Here is a 17,208-nt window from a genome sequence, read left to right as displayed (position 1 = left end):
GGGCGGGGGGGGGCGGGTTCTTCTTTACGTTGGGGGTTACCCCCCCCTCACCCGGGGGGGGGGGGCGGGCGGGGGGGGGGGGGGGGGGGCGCGGGGGGGGGGGCCCCCCCCCCCGGGGGGGGGCCCCCCCGCCCGTCGGCGTCAGGCCCTCGGGTCACGGCGTGGCCGGCGCCCGGGTTGCCGTTGCCTCGGTGATCTCCGTCCCCGCCTCCATCGGGTGGGTCACGTCCTCCGCGTCCCGTCCCCGGCCGCCGATGTGGTTGAAGACCAGGTTGAGCAGGACGGCGGCCAGACAGCCGGTCGAGATGCCCGAGTCGAGGATGATCTTCGCGTTCTCCGGGAACGAGTGGTAGAACTCCGGCGCCGCGATCGGGATGATGCCGACGGCCAGGGAGACCGCCACGATCAGGACGTTGTTGTCCTTGTCCAGGCTCGCCCGCACCAGGGTCTGGATACCGCTGGCCGCGACCGAGCCGAACAGCACCACACCCGCCCCGCCGAGCACCGGGCGGGGCACGACGGCGATGAGCGAGGCGGCCATCGGGCACAGGCCCATCAGGACCAGGAAGCCGCCGCCCGCGGCCACGACGAAGCGGCTGCGGATCTTCGTCATCGCGACGAGGCCGATGTTCTGGGCGAAGGCGCTGCACATGAAGCCGTTGAAGACCGGGCTGAGCGCGGAGCCGAGGGTGTCGGCGCGCAGGCCGGCCGCGATGGTCTTCTCGTCGGCCGGGCGGTCCACGATCTCGCCCAGGGCGAGCATGTCGGCGGTGGACTCGGTCATCGAGACCACCATCACCACGCACATGGAGAGGATCGCGGCGAGCTGGAACTGCGGGGCGCCGAAGTGGAACGGCGTCGGGAAGCCGACGACGCTCGCGTCCGCGACCGGCCCGAAGTCCGTGACGCCGAACGGGATCGCGATGAGCGTGCCCGCGACCAGGCCGAGCAGCACGGCGATCTGCTTGACGAAGCCTCGGGTGAAGCGGCGCAGCAGGAGGACGACGACGAGGGTGATGCCGGCCAGAGCCAGGTTGGTGGACGACCCGAAGTCGTCGGCCTCGGGACTGGAACCCTGCGCCCAGCCGAAGGCCACGGGCAGCAGGGATATACCGATGAGGGTGATGACCGTACCGGTGACGACCGGCGGGAAGAACCGGATCGCCTTGCTGAAGAAGGGCGCCGCGAAGAAGCCGATGAGTCCGGCGACGATGACGGCGCCGAAGATGATCGGCAACGCGTCGGACTTGTCCTCGGTGGACGCGACGATCGCGGTCATGGGGGCGACACCGGCGAAGGTGACGCCGTTGACGAAGGGCAGCCGGGCACCGATCTTCCAGATGCCCAGGGTCTGCAGGAAGGTGGCGAGGCCCGCGGTGAACAGGCAGGCACCGGTGAGGAAGGTCAGTTCGGTGGCGGTGAGGCCGATGGCCGCGCCGACGATCAGGGGTGGGGCGACGACTCCGGCGTACATGGCGGCCACGTGCTGCAGGCCGGTCGTCGCCATTTTCAGTGGCGGGAGTTTCTCGTCAACAGGGTGGTCGGCCACAGCGGCGTTCCTCCGGTCGGGTACACGTCGGCTCTGACGTGGGTGTCAGGGAGGTGGTGCGGGTGGTCGTGCGGGACCGGGACGGACCGTTCGGGGAAACGGTGACCGCTCCGGGGGCGTACGCATGGGCGCACGCCCCGGAGACGGCCGCCGTGGACCCCGCTCGGGTCCACGGCCACCGGCCGGAAGCCGTCCCTCCCGGCCGGAGCTCAAGTGCCTTGCGAACTGTCGGTGTTCAGCTGCTGCGGTGGTTCAGCCCTGCTCGGCGATGCCCGCCAGTCGCCGCGCCTCGTCCCGGGTGGAGCGGGCGATGGCGTCCTCGTCGACCGTGAGCAGCCGGCCGTTCTCGACGATCTGGCGGCCGCCCACGAACGACGCCGTGACCGGGGCGGCGGCGCCGAGGACGAGGGCGGTCACCGGGTCGGCGATGGAGGAGTGGGCGAGGGTGTCCATCCGCCACAGCACCAGGTCGGCCAGCTTGCCCGGCTCCAGGGAGCCGGTCTCGGCGGCCCGGCCCAGGACCTGGGCGCCGCCGTAGGTGCCCAGGCGCAGTGCCTTGCGGGCGTTCAGCGCGGCCTCGCGGTGGGCGCCGAGGCGGTTGATGAGGAGAGCGCCCCGCAGTTCGGTGTGGAGTTCGCCGGACTCGTTGGAGGCGGTGCCGTCGACGCCGAGGCCGACCGGGACACCGGCGGCGAGCATGTCGGGGACGCGGGCGATGCCGGCGGCCAGTCGCGCGTTGGAGGACGGGCAGTGCGCGACGCCGGTCCTCGTGCGGGCGAAGGCGGCGATGTCGGAGTCGTTCATGTGGACGCAGTGCGCCATCCACACGTCCTCGCCGAGCCAGCCGGTGGACTCGAAGTAGTCGGTCGGGCCCATGCCGAACAGCTCGTGGCAGAACTTCTCCTCCTCCACGGTCTCCGAGCCGTGGGTGTGCAGCCGGACGCCGAGCCGGCGGGCCAGCTCCGCGCCCTGGCGCATCAGTTCGGTCGACACGGAGAAGGGGGAGCAAGGGGCGACCGCGACCTGGGTCATGGCGTCGAAGGAGGCGTCGTGGTGTTCCCGGACGGTGGCCTCGGTGGCGGCGAGCGCGCCGTCCAGGCTCTCCACGGCGAAGTCAGGCGGCAGCCCGCCGTCGGACTCGCCGCGGTCCATGGAGCCGCGGGCGAGGGTGAAGCGGACGCCCGTCTCCTGGGCCGCGCGGATGATCGCGCCGGACAGGTCCCCGGAGCCCCGCGGGAAGACGTAGTGGTGGTCCATGGCGGTGGTGACGCCACCGCGGGCCATCATGGCGAGGGAGCCCTGGGCCGCCGCGTACGCCATCGGCTCGTCGATGCGCGCCCAGGTCGGGTACAGCGCGACCAGCCAGTCGAACAGGTTGTGGTCGGTGGCCATGCCCCGGGTGATCCACTGGTAGAAGTGGTGGTGGGTGTTGACCAGTCCGGGCGTGACCAGGTGGCCGGTCGCGTCGATCCGGCGCACCACGTTCTCCAGGCCCTCGGGTGCCCCTCCCGCGCCGACGGACTCGATCCTGTTGCCCGCGAGGACGAGGTGGCCCGAGGCGATCTCGGTGTCGCCCGCGTCCACCGTGGCGATCGCGCAGTTCTCTATGACCACACGCTCGACCACGCGCCCGGAGGCGCGCTCCGGTGCCGATGATGCTGCCATGCTGCTTCCTTCTCTTTCAGGGGGCCCATGGGCGGGAGTGGTCACCCACGGGGAGGGCACGGCAGGACCCTAGGAGGATTTGAGTGCCGGAACGGTGGTGCGGCTCCGGGTGCCGAGATGGTTGAAGAACAGGTTGAGACAGACCGCGACGAGCGCGCCGGCGCTGATGCCGGAGCCGAGTACGGTCTGTGCCCACGCCGGGAACTCGGCGTAGAAGGTCGGCGCGGCCAGCGGGATGATGCCCGCACCGAGCGCCACTGCCACCAGGATGATGTTGGAGCTGTCGTCGAGACCGGCCTCGGACAGCGTACGGATGCCGCTGACGGCGATCGAGCCGAAGAGGACGATGCCCGCGCCGCCGAGGACCGGCATCGGGACCAGGGAGACGACCGCGCCGAGGACCGGGAAGGCGCCGAGGACGAGCAGGGTGGCGCCGGCGACGGCGACGACGTAGCGGCTGCGGACCCGGGTGAGGGTGACGACGCCGACGTTCTGCGCGAAGGCCGAGGTGGGGAAGCCGCCGAAGACGGGGCCGACCAGGGTGGCGAGGCCGTCGGTGCGCAGGCCGCGGGTGATGACCTTGCCGTCGGTGCGGCGGTCGCAGATCTCGCCGAGGGCGAGCATGCCGGCGGACGACTCGGTCATCAGGACCAGCATCACGATGCACAGCGACAGGATCGCGGCGGGCTGGAACTCGGGGGCGCCGAAGGCGAAGGGCGTGGGCAGCGCGGCCACCGGCGCGGACTGGATGCCGCTGAAGTCGGCCATGCCGAAGGGGATGGCGGCCAGGGTGCCGATGAGCAGGCCGAAGAGCAGGGCGACCTGCTTGAGGAAGCCCTTGCCGAAGCGCTGCATGACGAGGATGACGGCGAGGGTGAAGGCGGCGAGCGCGAGGTTGCCCATGGAGCCGAAGTCGGCGGCGCTCTCGTCGCCGCCCTGGGCCCAGCCGACGGGGACCGGCATCAGCGTGACGCCGATGAGGGTGATGACGACGCCGGTGACCAGGGGCGGGAAGAAGCGGAGCAGGCGGCCGAAGAACGGGCCGACGGCGAGGCAGAAGACGCCGGCGACCATCACCGCGCCGTAGATGGCGGGGAGTTGGCTGCCCTCGCTGTTGGTCTCGGCGATGGCGAGGATGGGCGCGATGCCGGCCGAGGAGGCGGCGTTGACGAACGGCAGGCGGTTGCCGACGAAGCCCTTGACGCCGATGGTCTGGATCAGGGTGGCGATGCCCGCGATGAGCAGGCTCGCGGCGATCAGCCGGGTGCGGCCCTCGATGTCGAGGCCGACGGCCTGGCCGATGATGAGCGGAGGAGTGACAACGCCCGCGTACATGGCGGCGATGTGCTGGAGCGCGGCGGGGACGAGCCGCGAGGGGTGGAGCTTCTCGTCGACCGGGTGCACGGACGTGACGGCGTCCTCCGTGTGCTCCGGTGACGGGGTGGAACTTGAGCCTTTCGCCGGCTCCGTTGCAGGCTGTGCCATGGTGTTCCCTCCGGTGTGGCGCGCCACCGGCCCCGGGGGGGGGCCGGGCCGGTGGCGCGCGTCCCGCGTCAGAGGTTGGTCATGTCGACCGGGATGAGTTGCTCGGCGCCGTCGCGCAGGATGGTGGCCTCGATCAGGCCGTAGGGCCGGTCGGCGGCGTAGTAGACGGCGCCGTCCTTGGCCTCGTTGTCGATCCCGAAGGGCGACAGGTCCGAGCGGAAGTGGTGCTTGTTGGGCATCGAGAAGCGGATCTCGTCGACCTCGTCGCGCGAGTTCAGCACCCGCACACCCATCTCGAAGAGGGTCTGCTGGAGCGAGTACGAGTAGGTCTCGGCGAACGCCTGGAGCGCGTGCTTGCGCACCCCGTTGTACGAGCGGTCCCAGTCCGGGGCGTGCGAGTCGATGCCGTCCCAGTTGTGCCGCCACCAGGTGGAGACGGTGGTGGCGAGGATCCGGTCGTAGTCCTCCTTGAGGGTGGTGTACTTGTCCTTCAGGTAGCCGAAGAACTCGGAGTTGGTCGAGTTCAGGACGGTCAGGTCCTTGAATCCGGAGAGGACCTGGATGCCGTGGCCGTCGTAGGTGATCTCCGCGACGCGGGTCTCCTGGCCGGTGCGGACGAAGGAGTGCGCGATCTCCTCCGAGCCGACGAAGCGGGCGCCGCCCTTGGAGGTCTCGATCCGCTCCCAGCCGTACTCCTCGATGCGGATACGGGCCCGGTGGATGGGCTCGTTGTTGTCGACGAAGTGGCGGGCGAGCTTGACGCCGAGGTCCTCGGCGCTCTCGATCCCGTGCTCCTTGGCGAAGGCGAACACCGTGTTCTTGGTGGTGTCGGTCGGCAGGACGTTCGCGTTGGACCCGCTGCGGTGGACCTCCTCCATGTCGCCGGAGAGGGCGACGGAGACGTTCAGGTCCTTGATGTGGTGCGTGTCGCCGTCACGCGTGATCTTGACGACGCGGTTCTCTGCCTTGCCGTACTGGTTCTGTCCCAGGACGAAACGGGTCATGTGTCGGTCAGCTCCCTCGGTAAACGGAGTAGCCGAACGGGTTGAGCAGCAGCGGAACGTGGTAGTGCTCCCCGGGCACCACCGCGAAGGTGATGGTGACCTCGGGGAAGAACACCGGCCGGCCGTTCTCGCTGTCCCGGAGCGCGGGGGCGTCCTGCTGGGCCGCGGCTTGCTTCTTCTCGAAATACGTCTCGACGGCGAAGTCGAGCCGTACGTGTGTGGTGCCCTCCGGCAGGGCCGCAAGGTCCTTGCACCGGCCGTCGGCGTCGGTCGCGGAGCCGCCGAGCTTCTGCCAGTCCGCGTCGCCGCCGGCACGGGCGGCGAGGTGGACGGCGACGCCCTCGGCGGGGCGGCCGACGCTGGTGTCCAGGATGTGCGTGGACACGGAGGCGGTGGTGCTGGTGCTCATGGTCAGGCGTCCTGTTCGACGAGTCGGGAAAGGCGGATGCGGTTGATCTTCCCCAGTTCGGTGCGGACGATCTCCCGCTCCTGTTCGGGCGAGTTGCCGATCCGCTCCTTGACCGCGTCCCGCATCTGCTCGCCGGTCCGGCCGGTGGCGCAGATGAGGAAGACGTGGCCGAACTTGTCCTGGTAGGCCAGGTTGAGTTCGAGCATCTCCGCCTTGAGTTCCTCGGAGGCGCCGGCCATCCCGGCCTGCTCGCGGGAGGAGGTCGGGTCGCCCGGCTTGGGCCGGCCGATGGGCGGGTGCCCGGCCATCGCCTCCGCGAGGTCGTCCGCCGTCAGCTCGGCCATGGCGGCGTCACTCGCGGCGTACAGGTCCTCGGGGGTGGCATAGGGGCGGGCTGCGAGCAGTTGCCGGGCCCACGCCGTGGAGGCACACGCCTCGTGGAGTTCCGCGAGTGCCGCGGACTCCTCGGATGCGTTGAAACGGGCCAGGCCCGACGCGGAAGTGGACGTCACGGGAGCCTCCGTGGCCTTGTGCTGAACGGGCGTGCCGATAGCTAACGCCCTCGGAAACAACGCGTCAACACTTTGTTGAAAATTCGGTGTTACGAAAGCCGCCGCCCGGTTACCGGACGACGGCTCGTGATGTGGGGCTCCTGTGCAGGTCAGGAGTCCTTCTCGCGATTGAGGTAGTTGTAGACGGTGAAGCGGCTGACGCCGAGGGCGCCCGCGACGGTCTCCACGCCGTGCCGAACGGAGAAGGCGCCGCGCGCCTCCAGCATCCGCACCACCTCCTGCTTGGCCCTGCGGTCCAGTTCGGCGAGCGGCCTGCCCTGCCGGCGCTCCAGAGCGGCCAGGATGTGGTCCAGGGAGTCGGCGAGCTGCGGCAGGCGTACGGCGACGACGTCGGCGCCCTCCCAGGAGAGCACGACGTCGTCCTGGCCGGCCTCGTCCGGCGGCAGCAGCTCGCCGCCCATGGCGTCGACCAGGGGCTTCACGGCCGCGATGAAGGGTTCCTCCCCCGCACCGTTCACCGCTCGCCCTCCTCTTCGGCGCTCGGTCCGGCCACGTTGACCTGGAGGGAGATCCGGGTGGCGCCCGCCTGGAGGGACCGGCGCAGCAACGCCTCCACCGCGGCGAGCACCTCGTCGGCGCCACCCTCGGCGGTGTTGCCGAACGGGCCGACGTCCACCTCGTCCAGCTCCGCCGCCTCGACGACCTCCCGGGCGACCACCGCGTGCGCGGGCGCCTCGTCCAGGTCGAAGGGCTCGGTCGTGAACTCCACTCTCAATCGCACCCGGTCAACCTAACGCCCGGTGACCGTTTCCGCCGCCCCCTCTTGACAAGCGCCGAGCACCGACGGCAATCTTCCATTAAGCAGAAAGCAACTTCCGTAATGCGGAACAATGATCGAAACGGAAGGGAGCGCGGCACCCCATGCCGGGTTTTGAGTCGAACACCGCCGCAGACCAGCGCTTCAACGTCAACCTGTCGATCCTCTTCACGGAACTCCCGCTCCTGGAACGCCCCGCGGCCGCCGCCGCGGCCGGCTTCACCGCGGTCGAGCTGTGGTGGCCCTGGATCGACTCGCCCACCCCCGAGCAGTCCGAGCTCGACGGCCTGAAGAAGGCCATCGAGGACGCGGGCGTCCAGCTCACCGGGCTGAACTTCTACGCAGGCCGGCTGCCGGGCCCCGACCGCGGCGCCCTGTCGGTCCCCGGCGAGGAGTCGGACCGCTTCCGCGCCAACATCGACGTGGCCGCCGACTTCGCCAAGTCGCTGGGCTGCACGGCCCTCAACGCCCTGTACGGCAACCGCGTCGAGGGCGTGGACCCGGCCGAGCAGGACGAGCTGGCGCTGGAGAACCTGGTCCTCGCCGCCCGCGCGGCCGACCGGATCGGCGCGGTCCTGCTGATCGAGGCGCTCAACAAGCCCGAGTCGCCGCTGTACCCGCTGGTGTCGGCGCCGGCCGCGATCGCGGTCGTCGACAAGGTCAACGAGGCCACCGGACTCGGCAACGCCAAGTTCCTCATGGACCTCTACCACCTGTCCATGAACGGCGAGGACCTGCCGCAGGTGATCGACGCGTACGCCGCGAAGACCGGCCACGTGCAGATCGCCGACAACCCCGGCCGCGGCGCCCCCGGCACCGGCTCCCTCCCTCTCCAGGAGCTGCTCGGCCGGCTGAGGAAGGCCGGTTACGACGGCTGGGTCGGCCTGGAGTACAAGCCGGGCGACACCCCCAGCGCCGAGTCCTTCTCCTGGCTGCCGGCCGAGGCCCGCGCGGCCCGCTGAGCGCCACCCCGCAGGAACTCTTCACAGATTTTCAGAGAGGCACCCATCATGAGCACGCTTCCCAAGGTCGCCTGGATCGGTCTCGGCATCATGGGGTCCCCCATGTCGGAGAACCTGATCAAGGCGGGTTACCAGGTCACCGGCTTCACCCTGGAGCAGGACAAGCTGGACCGCCTGTCCGCCGCCGGCGGCACCGCGGCCGGCTCGATCGCCGAGGCCGTGCGCGACGCCGACGTCGTCGTCACCATGGTGCCCGCGTCGCCGCAGGTCGAGGCCATCGCCTACGGCCCCGACGGCATCCTGGAGAACGCGAAGTCCGGTGCCCTGCTGGTCGACATGTCCTCGATCACCCCGCAGACCTCGGTCGACCTGGCGAAGGCCGCGAAGGACAAGGGCATCCGTGTCCTGGACGCCCCGGTGTCCGGCGGCGAGGCCGGTGCCGTCGAGGCCGTGCTGTCCATCATGGTCGGCGGTGAGCAGGCCGACTTCGACGAGGCCAAGCCGCTCCTCGAGGCGCTGGGCAAGACCATCGTGCTGTGCGGTCCGCACGGCTCGGGCCAGACCGTGAAGGCCGCCAACCAGCTGATCGTCGCCGTCAACATCCAGGCGTGCGCCGAGGCCGTGGTCTTCCTGGAGAAGTCGGGCGTGGACCTCAAGGCCGCCCTCGACGTCCTCAACGGCGGGCTGGCCGGCTCGACCGTGCTGACGCGGAAGAAGGACAACTTCCTGGCCCGCGACTTCAAGCCGGGCTTCCGCATCGACCTGCACCACAAGGACATGGGCATCGTCACCGACGCCGCCCGCAACGTCGGCGCCGCGCTGCCGGTCGGCGCCGTGGTCGCCCAGCTCGTCGCGTCGCTGCGCGCGCAGGGCGACGGCGGCCTGGACCACTCGGCCCTGCTGCGGGCCGTGGAGCGCCTGTCCGGCGCCCAGGTCTGACCGGACGCACCTCACGAGACTTCCGGGCGGCGCCGTCGCTGACACCTGTCCTGTCGCGCCCGAGCGGCGGCGCCGCCCGGAACCCGGCTCAACGAGCTGTTGGCGTACTTCGACAAACCGTCGACGCGCTTCAACAAACCATCGACATGCTTCAACAAACTGTTGACGTGCCGTTTCCTCAAACCTAGGCTCCACGAAGCGGAAACCAGTTTCCGCTGACCCCTCGCACGGAAGGTCCCCGATGTCGCAGCGCGTGCTCACGACAGAGTCCGGCGCCCCGGTCGCCGACAACCAGAACTCCGCCTCCGCCGGCATCGGCGGCCCCCTCCTGATCCAGGACCAGCACCTCCTGGAGAAGCTCGCCCGCTTCAACCGCGAGCGCATCCCGGAGCGCGTGGTGCACGCCCGCGGCTCCGGCGCCTACGGCCACTTCGAGGTGACCGACGACGTCACCGACGTCACCCACGCCGACTTCCTGAACACCGTCGGCAAGCGCACCGAGGTCTTCCTGCGTTTCTCCACCGTGGCCGACTCCCTCGGCGGCGCGGACGCGGTCCGCGACCCGCGCGGCTTCGCGGTGAAGTTCTACACCGAGGAGGGCAACTACGACCTCGTCGGCAACAACACCCCGGTGTTCTTCATCAAGGACCCGATCAAGTTCCCCGACTTCATCCACTCGCAGAAGCGCGACCCGTTCTCGGGCCGTCAGGAGCCGGACAACGTCTGGGACTTCTGGGCGCACTCCCCCGAGGCCACCCACCAGGTGACCTGGCTGATGGGCGACCGCGGCATCCCGGCGTCGTACCGCCACATGGACGGCTTCGGCTCGCACACCTACCAGTGGACGAACGCCAAGGGCGAGTCGTTCTTCGTCAAGTACCACTTCAAGACGGACCAGGGCATCCGCTGTCTGACCGCCGACCAGGCCGCGGAGCTCGCCGGCCAGGACCCGACCTCGCACCAGACGGACCTGGTGCAGGCGATCGAGCGGGGCGTGCACCCGTCCTGGACGCTGCACGTGCAGCTGATGCCGGTGGCCGAGGCGGCGAACTACCGCTTCAACCCGTTCGACGTGACCAAGGTGTGGCCGCACGGCGACTACCCGCTGCGCCGCGTGGGCCGGCTGGTGCTGGACCGCAACCCGGACAACGTCTTCGCCGAGGTCGAGCAGGCCGCGTTCTCCCCGAACAACTTCGTTCCGGGCATCGGCCCCTCCCCCGACAAGATGCTCCAGGGCCGCCTGTTCGCCTACGCGGACGCGCACCGCTACCGCCTGGGCGTCAACCACACCCAGCTCGCGGTGAACGCCCCGAAGGCGGTGCCCGGTGGCGCTGCCAACTACGGCCGCGACGGTCTGATGGCATCCAACGCCCAGGGCCGCGGCGCCAGGAACTACGAGCCGAACTCCTACGACGGCCCGGTCGAGACCGGCCGCCCGCTGGCGGCCCCGCTCCCGGTCTCCGGCCACACCGGCACCCACGAGGCGCCGCTGCACACCAAGGACGACCACTTCTTCCAGGCCGGTGAGCTGTTCCGGCTGATGACCGAGGACGAGCGCGCGCGTCTGGTCGCGAACATCGCCGGCGGCCTGTCCCAGGTCTCCCGCAATGACGTGGTCGAGAAGAACCTCGCGCACTTCCACGCCGCCGACCCCGAGTACGGCAAGCGCGTGGAGGAGGCGGTCCGCGCCCTGCGCGAGGACTGATCCACCAGCTCGCGCACGGGCCCCGGCGGGGAGGCCGGGACCGTGTGCGCGGCCTGCGAAGGCACCGGAGCGGCCCGGATGAGGGGTGGCCGCCCGGCGTCGGCGCGGGCAGGGCGAGGACCGCGGCGGCCTGCGAGCCAGTGCGGTGGTGAAGGGCCCGGGAGCCTCTCCTACGACCTGAGGGGAGAGGCGCTCCGGACCCGTCGCACCGCCGCGGTCCCAGCCATCGTCCGCCCCTTCGCGCAAGGGGCCCAGAACTCCGTCCGGCGGCGCGAACGACCTGTCGCGCCCAGCCTCGCGCTGTCGGACGGACACCACGTGAAGAACCTTGACCGGGCGACAAGCGCCGGATGCGGACGGTCCCGCATCCGGCGCTTCTCGGCGTGCACCGGGTGCGGATTCCCCGCCCGCGCAGCAGCCTGGAGACATGGCAACGGCACACCCACCCGAGCACCCGCACATCGTCGTCCACTCCCCCGCGCGATGGGGGTACCCCCACGCCCTCAAGGCAGTGGGGGAGGCTCGCGCCGGGTCACCTCCGGCGACGAGACCCTCGGTGTGGCCTCGCACGTCGACGACGTCGCCGAGCTGCTGCGGCTGGCCGACCTCTACGTGACCGACGTGGAGGACAGCGAGCTGGTCGAGTGGCAGGGCGGCGGCCCGGAGGACTGGCCGGGGCTGCACGAGCACCATGGGCACCACGAGGGCTGAACGCGCGTAGGCGCCCCCGGCAGCGGGCACAACCCCGGGCACACGGGGTGCTCTCGGGGGGTCTCATGGACGACGACAGGACGGTCCGGCTCGCACCGCACGAGGTCGCGCTGCTGCGCGGCGGCCCCCGCGCCGCCGTGACGGTCGCCGTGGTGGACCTGTACCTGCGGGGCGCCCTCGACGCCGGCCCGCCGGGCACCGTACGGGCGCTGCCGTCGGCGCCGGGGACGGCCGCGGTTCCCCTCCCGCCCCTGGCGGAGGCGGTACGGGAGTGCCTCCACGAGCCCCTCGCGGTACGGAGGCTGACCCGGCACCCGGACGTCCGCCTCGCGCTGGCGCTGATGCGGATTCCGCTGGCGGAGGCCGGGCTGCTGCGCTATCCGCTGCTCGGTCCCACCCGCGCCGCCCGTCGCCGGGTGGGAGCTCTCCGGGAGGCGCACCCGCTGCCCACGAGCCGGCGCGGCATGACGGCGGACGACAGACTGCTCGCCGTCGCCCTGCACGACGTGGCCGCCCTGCGCGTCCTGCTGCCCCGCTTCGCGCTGCGGGCCGGACTCGTCGAGCGGGTGGAGGTGGCGGACAAGCGCCTCCTCAAGAACTCGCCGCCCGGACGCGGAAGCGGCTCGGGAGGCGGCGCGGCGTACTACTGCGGCGGCGGAGGCGGGGGCGGCGGAGGCGACTGAGCGGCGGGCGACTGAGCGGTGACGGGCAGCGGCGGGGCACACGAAGGAGCGGCCCGTTCGTCAGGAACGGGCCGCTCTGCGCGCACTGCGCAGGGTCAGGCCTTCAGCGTCCGGATCGCGGTCGGGGCGTGCCCCGGCTCGGTCGCCAGCTCCTCGAACTCGACGACGTTGCCGATGTCGTTGGTGCCCGACATGGAGATGTTGGTGACGCGCTCCAGGATCGCCTCGACGACGACCGGCACCCGGTGCTCGGCGGCCAGCTTCTTGGCCTGCTCCAGGGCCGCGCCCAGCTCGCCGGGATCGGTCACCCGGATCGCCTTGCAGCCGAGGCCCTCGGCGACCTTGACGTGGTCGACGCCGTAGACGCCCAGCTCGGGCGAGTTGATGTTCTCGAACTCCAGGTTGACCTGGAAGTCGATCTCGAACGCCCGCTGCGCCTGGCGGATCAGGCCCAGGTAGGAGTTGTTGACCAGGACGTGGACGTACGGGATCTTGTGCTGCGCGCCGACGGCCAGTTCCTCGATCATGAACTGGAAGTCGTAGTCACCGGAGAGCGCCACGACCTGCGCGTCGGGGTCGGCCTTGGCGACGCCGAGCGCGGCGGGGACGGTCCAGCCGAGCGGGCCGGCCTGACCGCAGTTGATCCAGTGCCGCGGCCGGTAGACGTGGAGCATCTGGGCGCCGGCGATCTGCGAGAGGCCGATGGTGGAGACGTACCGGGTCTCCGGGCCGAAGGCCTTGTTCATCTCCTCGTAGACGCGCTGCGGCTTGATCGGGATGTCGTCGAAGTGCGTACGACGCTGGAGGGTGGCCTTGCGCTCCTGGGCGGAGGCGGCCCACGCGGAGCGGTCGGGCAGCTTGCCGGCCGCCTTCAGTTCCTTCGCCACCTCGACGAACAGCTTCAGGGCCGCCTTCGCGTCGGAGGCGATGCCGTAGTCCGGGGCGAAGATCTTGCCGATCTGGGTCGGCTCGACGTCGACGTGGACGAACGTGCGGCCGGCGGTGTAGACGTCCAGCTTGCCGGTGTGGCGGTTGGCCCAGCGGTTGCCGATGCCGAGGACGAAGTCGGACTCCAGGAAGGTCGCGTTGCCGTAGCGGTGCGAGGTCTGCAGGCCGACCATGCCGGCGTTCAGCTCGTGGTCGTCGGGCAGCAGGCCCCAGCCCATCAGGGTCGGGACGACCGGGGTGCCGGTCAGCTCGGCGAACTCGACCAGGAGGTCGGCGGCGTCGGCGTTGATGACACCGCCGCCGGCCACGATCAGCGGGCGCTCGGCGGCGTTCAGCATGCCGATCGCCTTCTCGATCTGGGCGCGGGTCGCCGCCGGCTTGTAGACCGGGAGCGGCTCGTAGGTGTCCGGGTCGAACTCGATCTCCGTCAACTGGACGTCGATCGGCAGGTCGATGAGGACCGGGCCGGGCCGGGCGGAGCGCATCAGGTGGAACGCCTGCTGGAAGACGCCGGGGACCTGTGCGGCCTCCAGGACGGTGACCGCCATCTTCGTCACCGGCTTGGCGATCGAGGCGATGTCGACGGCCTGGAAGTCCTCCTTGTGGATCACCGCGGTCGGCGCCTGGCCGGTGATGCACAGGATCGGGATCGAGTCGCCGATCGCCGAGTACAGGCCGGTGATCATGTCGGTGCCGGCCGGCCCGGAGGTGCCGATGCAGACGCCGATGTTGCCGGCGTGGGTCCGGGTGTAGCCCTCGGCCATGTGCGATGCGCCCTCGACGTGCCGGGCAAGGGTGTGCTGGACGCCGCCGGAGGCCTTGAGCGCCGCGTAGAACGGGTTGATCGCCGCGCCCGGCACACCGAACGCGTCGGTGACGCCCTCGCGCTTGAGAATCTCAACTGCCGCGCGGGCAGCGGTCATACGAGCCATCGAGTACTCCTGCTGTCGGCTGTCGGATTCGCACTCCCGTCGCGCCCCGCGGTGAGCACTTCCGTAGCAACTTCCGTATAGCGAAATTTGTTTTCTACGATCTGGAAGTAATGTAAGTGGGTGGCCGAGGGCCGTCAAGAGAGGACGATGGGGCCATGTCCGAGACCATCCCGGTGTGCTGCACCGCATGCGGGCGCCGGCACCGCTACACGGCACCGTCGTACCCCTGCGCGTGCGGAGCGCCCGTCGCCCCGGAGCTCGATCCGCGCCGGGCCGCGACCGCGGTCACCCACCGGTCGTGGGACGAGGAGTGGATCGGCGTGCGCTGCGCCGCCTGCGGGACCGAGAGCCGGTGGCCGCGTCCGGAGCTGGGCTGCTCGTGCGGGACGGTGCTGTGCGTACCGGTGGACCGCGCGGCGACGGGCCGGTCCGGGCGCACCCCCGGGTCGCGGGTCCCGGCGCACCGGGCCGTCCCGGTCCGCACCGCCCGCGACGCGGTCACCGCCGCCGTCCTGTATCTGCGCGGACTGGGTCACCGGGACGTCCGCCGCGCCGACCGGCGCCCCGTCTGCGGCATCGGGCTGGCCGCGCCCGGCATCGTCGTCCAGGTGGATCCCACGGTGGGCCCGGCCACGGCGCGGGACGTGGAGTGCCTGTGGCTGACGGCCACGGCGGACGCCGCGAGCTGCGTCCACTTCTCCCTCGCCGGGTACACCGAGGAGGCCCGCGCCCGCGCCGACCTGCTGGGCGTCCCGCTCTTCGTCCTCGACCCCGCGGGTGTACCGCGCCCGGTCAACGCGCCGGCCGTGACGCTGGACGCCACGGCCGGCTGAAGCCTCACCCCGTACGGCCTACGCGCCGTGCCGTACCGCTCCCGCAGCTCGACCTTGCGCACCTTCCCCGAGACCGTCATCGGGAAGGAGTCGAGGACCTGGGGGCGGCTGGGCACCTTGTATGGGCCAACTGCCCGTCGCAGTAGGCGCGCGGTTCCTCCGGGGTGAGCGGGTCGGCCGCGTCGCGCGGGATGACGCGGGTGAGGAGCTCCTCGCCGTAGTGCTCGTGCGGTACGCCGACGGCCTGGACGTCCGCGATCTTCGGGTGGGCGTGGCGGAACTCCTCGACCTCGCGCGGGCAGATGTTCTCTCCACCCCGGATGATCACGTCCTTGGTGCGGGGCGAGGTCATCGGAAGTCCTCCTCCCGGTACTCGTCCGCGGAACCGGCCGCCGTGGCCTCGCGCAGTTCGATGCGGCGGATCTTGCCGGAGACGGTCTTGGGCAGCTCACCGAACTCCAGGCGGCGGACGCGCTTGTAGGGGGCGAGGGTGTCGCGGGAGTGCTCGAAGAGGACCTTCGCGGTGTCCGGGCCCGGCTCCCAGCCCGCCGCCAGCACGACGTACGCCTTCGGCACGGCCAGGCGCAGTTCGTCCGGGGCCGGCACGACCGCCGCCTCCGCGACCGCCTCGTGCTCCAGCAGGGCGCTCTCCAGCTCGAAGGGGCTGATCTTGTAGTCGCTGGCCTTGAAGACGTCGTCGGCCCGGCCCACGTAGGTGAGGTAGCCGTCCTCGTCGCGTGCGCCGATGTCGCCGGTGCGGTAGTAGCCGTCGGCCATCACCTCCGCCGTGCGGTCGGGGTCGCCGTGGTAGCCGGTCATCAGGCCGACGGGGCGTTCGGACAGGTCCAGGGCGATCTCGCCCTCGGTGGCGCCGGGCGCGCCGGTGGCCGGGTCGAGGAGTTCGACGCGGTAGCCGGGGCTGGGGCGGCCCATGGAGCCGGTCTTGAGGACCTGGCCGGGGCTGTTGGAGACCTGGACGGCGGTCTCGGTCTGGCCGAAGCCGTCCCGGACGGTCACGCCCCACACGCGGCGGACCTGTTCGATCACCTCGGGGTTCAGCGGCTCACCGGCCGCGACGACCTCGCGGGGCGGGGTGGCGAGCTGCGTCAGGTCGGCCTGGATGAGCATGCGCCACACGGTCGGCGGGGCACAGAAGGTGGTCACCCGGGCCCTGTCCATCTCGGCCATCAGCAGGGCCGCGTCGAACCGGGTGTAGTTGTACAGGAAGACGGTCGCCTCGGCGTTCCACGGCGCGAACAGGTTCGACCAGGCGTGCTTGGCCCAGCCGGGCGAGGAGATGTTCAGGTGGACGTCGCCGGGCTTCAGGCCGATCCAGTACATGGTGGCCAGGTGCCCTACGGGGTACGACACGTGGGTGTGCTCGACCAGCTTGGGGCGGGCGGTGGTGCCCGAGGTGAAGTACAGCATCAGCGGGTCGTCGGCGGCGGTCGGGCCGTCGGGGGCGAAGGTGTCGGAGGCCGTGTACACGTCCTCGTACGGCTGCCAGCCGGGCTCCGCCGTACCGCCGACCGCGATGCGTGTGTAGGCGCCGGGTACGTCGGTGAACTTGGCGGTGTCCTCGGCGCGCGCGATGACATGGCGCACCCGGCCGCGGTCGACACGGTCGCGCAGGTCGGCGGGGCCGAGCAGCGGGGTGGCGGGGATGACGACGGCGCGCAGCTTCATCGCCGCGAGCGCCGTCTCCCACAGTTCGGCCTGGTTGCCGAGCATGACGAGGATGCGGTCGCCGGGGCCGACGCCCCACTCGCGCAGCCGGTTCGCCACCCGGTCGGAGCGGGACGACATCTCGGCGAAGGAGACCCGGGCCTCGGTTCCGTCCTCCTCGACGATGTGCAGCGCGGTGCGCGTGTTGCCGTCGGCGATGGCGTCGAACCAGTCCAGGGCCCAGTTGAAGTGTTCGGGCCGGGGCCACCGGAACCCCTCGTGGGCGGCGGTGTAGTCGTCGCGGTGTTCCAGCAGGAAGTCCCGTGCGCTGCGGAACAGCTCCGTGGCCGTCGTCATGTGTCCTCCTCTGTGCCGGACCTTGCCGGGCG

Annotated in this window: 15 protein-coding genes and 2 pseudogenes; 6 read left to right on the top strand and 11 right to left on the bottom strand. The window is 71.1% G+C overall.

Features of this window, described 5'->3' with window-relative positions:
- Nucleotides 1–154: 154 nt before the first annotated feature.
- The 8 genes from ACH4F2_RS22330 to ACH4F2_RS22295 all read right to left on the bottom strand — a co-directional run bounded on the left by ACH4F2_RS22330 (nt 155) and on the right by ACH4F2_RS22295 (nt 7,405).
- Entirely contained in the window at nt 155–1,549 is a 1,395-nt protein-coding gene (locus tag ACH4F2_RS22330) for a nucleobase:cation symporter-2 family protein (protein WP_398134461.1), read from the bottom strand.
- A 252-nt stretch (nt 1,550–1,801) separates the two neighbouring features.
- Nucleotides 1,802–3,214, bottom strand: a complete 1,413-nt coding sequence (locus ACH4F2_RS22325) for an 8-oxoguanine deaminase (protein WP_398134460.1) — start codon at nt 3,212–3,214, stop codon at nt 1,802–1,804.
- A 69-nt stretch (nt 3,215–3,283) separates the two neighbouring features.
- The gene (locus ACH4F2_RS22320; protein ID WP_398134459.1) at nt 3,284–4,699 is read right to left on the bottom strand and encodes a nucleobase:cation symporter-2 family protein; all 1,416 of its coding nucleotides are present in this window, start codon (nt 4,697–4,699) and stop codon (nt 3,284–3,286) included.
- Between the two features lie 68 nt (nt 4,700–4,767).
- Complete coding sequence (pucL, locus tag ACH4F2_RS22315; protein ID WP_398134458.1) at nt 4,768–5,703, bottom strand: factor-independent urate hydroxylase; 936 nt, start codon at nt 5,701–5,703, stop codon at nt 4,768–4,770.
- Between the two features lie 7 nt (nt 5,704–5,710).
- The gene (gene uraH / locus ACH4F2_RS22310; protein ID WP_398134457.1) at nt 5,711–6,112 is read right to left on the bottom strand and encodes a hydroxyisourate hydrolase; all 402 of its coding nucleotides are present in this window, start codon (nt 6,110–6,112) and stop codon (nt 5,711–5,713) included.
- A 2-nt stretch (nt 6,113–6,114) separates the two neighbouring features.
- Entirely contained in the window at nt 6,115–6,624 is a 510-nt protein-coding gene (uraD, locus tag ACH4F2_RS22305; protein ID WP_398134456.1) for a 2-oxo-4-hydroxy-4-carboxy-5-ureidoimidazoline decarboxylase, read from the bottom strand.
- A 149-nt stretch (nt 6,625–6,773) separates the two neighbouring features.
- Nucleotides 6,774–7,142: a helix-turn-helix domain-containing protein gene (locus tag ACH4F2_RS22300; protein ID WP_398134455.1), complete on the bottom strand. Its 369-nt coding sequence runs from the start codon at nt 7,140–7,142 to the stop codon at nt 6,774–6,776.
- The gene (locus ACH4F2_RS22295; RefSeq protein ID WP_398134454.1) at nt 7,139–7,405 is read right to left on the bottom strand and encodes a thiamine-binding protein; all 267 of its coding nucleotides are present in this window, start codon (nt 7,403–7,405) and stop codon (nt 7,139–7,141) included. Before ACH4F2_RS22295 ends, ACH4F2_RS22300 begins: the two co-directional genes overlap by 4 nt.
- Nucleotides 7,406–7,545: 140 nt before the next feature.
- Between ACH4F2_RS22295 and ACH4F2_RS22290 the strand changes: the two genes are divergently transcribed.
- The 5 genes and pseudogenes from ACH4F2_RS22290 to ACH4F2_RS22270 all read left to right on the top strand — a co-directional run bounded on the left by ACH4F2_RS22290 (nt 7,546) and on the right by ACH4F2_RS22270 (nt 12,441).
- Nucleotides 7,546–8,403 (top strand): TIM barrel protein, encoded by an 858-nt coding sequence (locus ACH4F2_RS22290; RefSeq protein ID WP_398134453.1) that lies wholly within the window; start codon nt 7,546–7,548, stop codon nt 8,401–8,403.
- A gap of 48 nt (nt 8,404–8,451) precedes the next feature.
- On the top strand, nt 8,452–9,342 hold the full coding sequence (locus tag ACH4F2_RS22285) for a 2-hydroxy-3-oxopropionate reductase (RefSeq protein WP_398134452.1): 891 nt from the start codon (nt 8,452–8,454) through the stop codon (nt 9,340–9,342).
- Nucleotides 9,343–9,583: 241 nt separating this feature from the next.
- Nucleotides 9,584–11,047, top strand: a complete 1,464-nt coding sequence (locus tag ACH4F2_RS22280; protein ID WP_398134451.1) for a catalase — start codon at nt 9,584–9,586, stop codon at nt 11,045–11,047.
- Between the two features lie 427 nt (nt 11,048–11,474).
- A pseudogene (locus ACH4F2_RS22275) lies at nt 11,475–11,758 on the top strand (hypothetical protein).
- A 65-nt stretch (nt 11,759–11,823) separates the two neighbouring features.
- Nucleotides 11,824–12,441: a TIGR04222 domain-containing membrane protein gene (locus ACH4F2_RS22270; protein WP_398134450.1), complete on the top strand. Its 618-nt coding sequence runs from the start codon at nt 11,824–11,826 to the stop codon at nt 12,439–12,441.
- Between the two features lie 95 nt (nt 12,442–12,536).
- Here ACH4F2_RS22270 and gcl read toward each other — a convergent pair whose 3' ends face one another.
- Nucleotides 12,537–14,321: a glyoxylate carboligase gene (gene gcl, locus ACH4F2_RS22265; RefSeq protein ID WP_398134449.1), complete on the bottom strand. Its 1,785-nt coding sequence runs from the start codon at nt 14,319–14,321 to the stop codon at nt 12,537–12,539.
- Nucleotides 14,322–14,476: 155 nt separating this feature from the next.
- Between gcl and ACH4F2_RS22260 the strand changes: the two genes are divergently transcribed.
- Nucleotides 14,477–15,154: a hypothetical protein gene (locus ACH4F2_RS22260; RefSeq protein ID WP_398134448.1), complete on the top strand. Its 678-nt coding sequence runs from the start codon at nt 14,477–14,479 to the stop codon at nt 15,152–15,154.
- 29 nt (nt 15,155–15,183) lie between these two features.
- Here ACH4F2_RS22260 and ACH4F2_RS22255 read toward each other — a convergent pair.
- A pseudogene (locus ACH4F2_RS22255) lies at nt 15,184–15,494 on the bottom strand (AMP-binding protein); the annotation flags it as partial.
- A gap of 8 nt (nt 15,495–15,502) precedes the next feature.
- Nucleotides 15,503–17,176: an AMP-binding protein gene (locus ACH4F2_RS22250; protein ID WP_398134447.1), complete on the bottom strand. Its 1,674-nt coding sequence runs from the start codon at nt 17,174–17,176 to the stop codon at nt 15,503–15,505.
- Nucleotides 17,177–17,208 lie beyond the last annotated feature (32 nt).

The organism is Streptomyces sp. NPDC017890, assembly GCF_044328675.1.
Lineage (GTDB): Bacteria > Actinomycetota > Actinomycetes > Streptomycetales > Streptomycetaceae > Streptomyces.
This window is presented reverse-complemented; position numbering and strand designations above follow the sequence as displayed.

Excerpts from the sequence above, each read along its gene's own strand:
- ACH4F2_RS22325 (WP_398134460.1), bottom strand. The coding sequence starts at position 3,214 with ATGGCAGCATCATCGGCACCGGAGCGCGCCTCCGGGCGCGTGGTCGAG.
- ACH4F2_RS22320 (WP_398134459.1), bottom strand. The coding sequence starts at position 4,699 with ATGGCACAGCCTGCAACGGAGCCGGCGAAAGGCTCAAGTTCCACCCCG.
- pucL (WP_398134458.1), bottom strand. The coding sequence starts at position 5,703 with ATGACCCGTTTCGTCCTGGGACAGAACCAGTACGGCAAGGCAGAGAAC.
- uraH (WP_398134457.1), bottom strand. The coding sequence starts at position 6,112 with ATGAGCACCAGCACCACCGCCTCCGTGTCCACGCACATCCTGGACACC.
- ACH4F2_RS22290 (WP_398134453.1), top strand. The coding sequence starts at position 7,546 with ATGCCGGGTTTTGAGTCGAACACCGCCGCAGACCAGCGCTTCAACGTC.
- ACH4F2_RS22285 (WP_398134452.1), top strand. The coding sequence starts at position 8,452 with ATGAGCACGCTTCCCAAGGTCGCCTGGATCGGTCTCGGCATCATGGGG.
- ACH4F2_RS22280 (WP_398134451.1), top strand. The coding sequence starts at position 9,584 with ATGTCGCAGCGCGTGCTCACGACAGAGTCCGGCGCCCCGGTCGCCGAC.
- ACH4F2_RS22270 (WP_398134450.1), top strand. The coding sequence starts at position 11,824 with ATGGACGACGACAGGACGGTCCGGCTCGCACCGCACGAGGTCGCGCTG.
- gcl (WP_398134449.1), bottom strand. The coding sequence starts at position 14,321 with ATGGCTCGTATGACCGCTGCCCGCGCGGCAGTTGAGATTCTCAAGCGC.
- ACH4F2_RS22260 (WP_398134448.1), top strand. The coding sequence starts at position 14,477 with ATGTCCGAGACCATCCCGGTGTGCTGCACCGCATGCGGGCGCCGGCAC.
- ACH4F2_RS22250 (WP_398134447.1), bottom strand. The coding sequence starts at position 17,176 with ATGACGACGGCCACGGAGCTGTTCCGCAGCGCACGGGACTTCCTGCTG.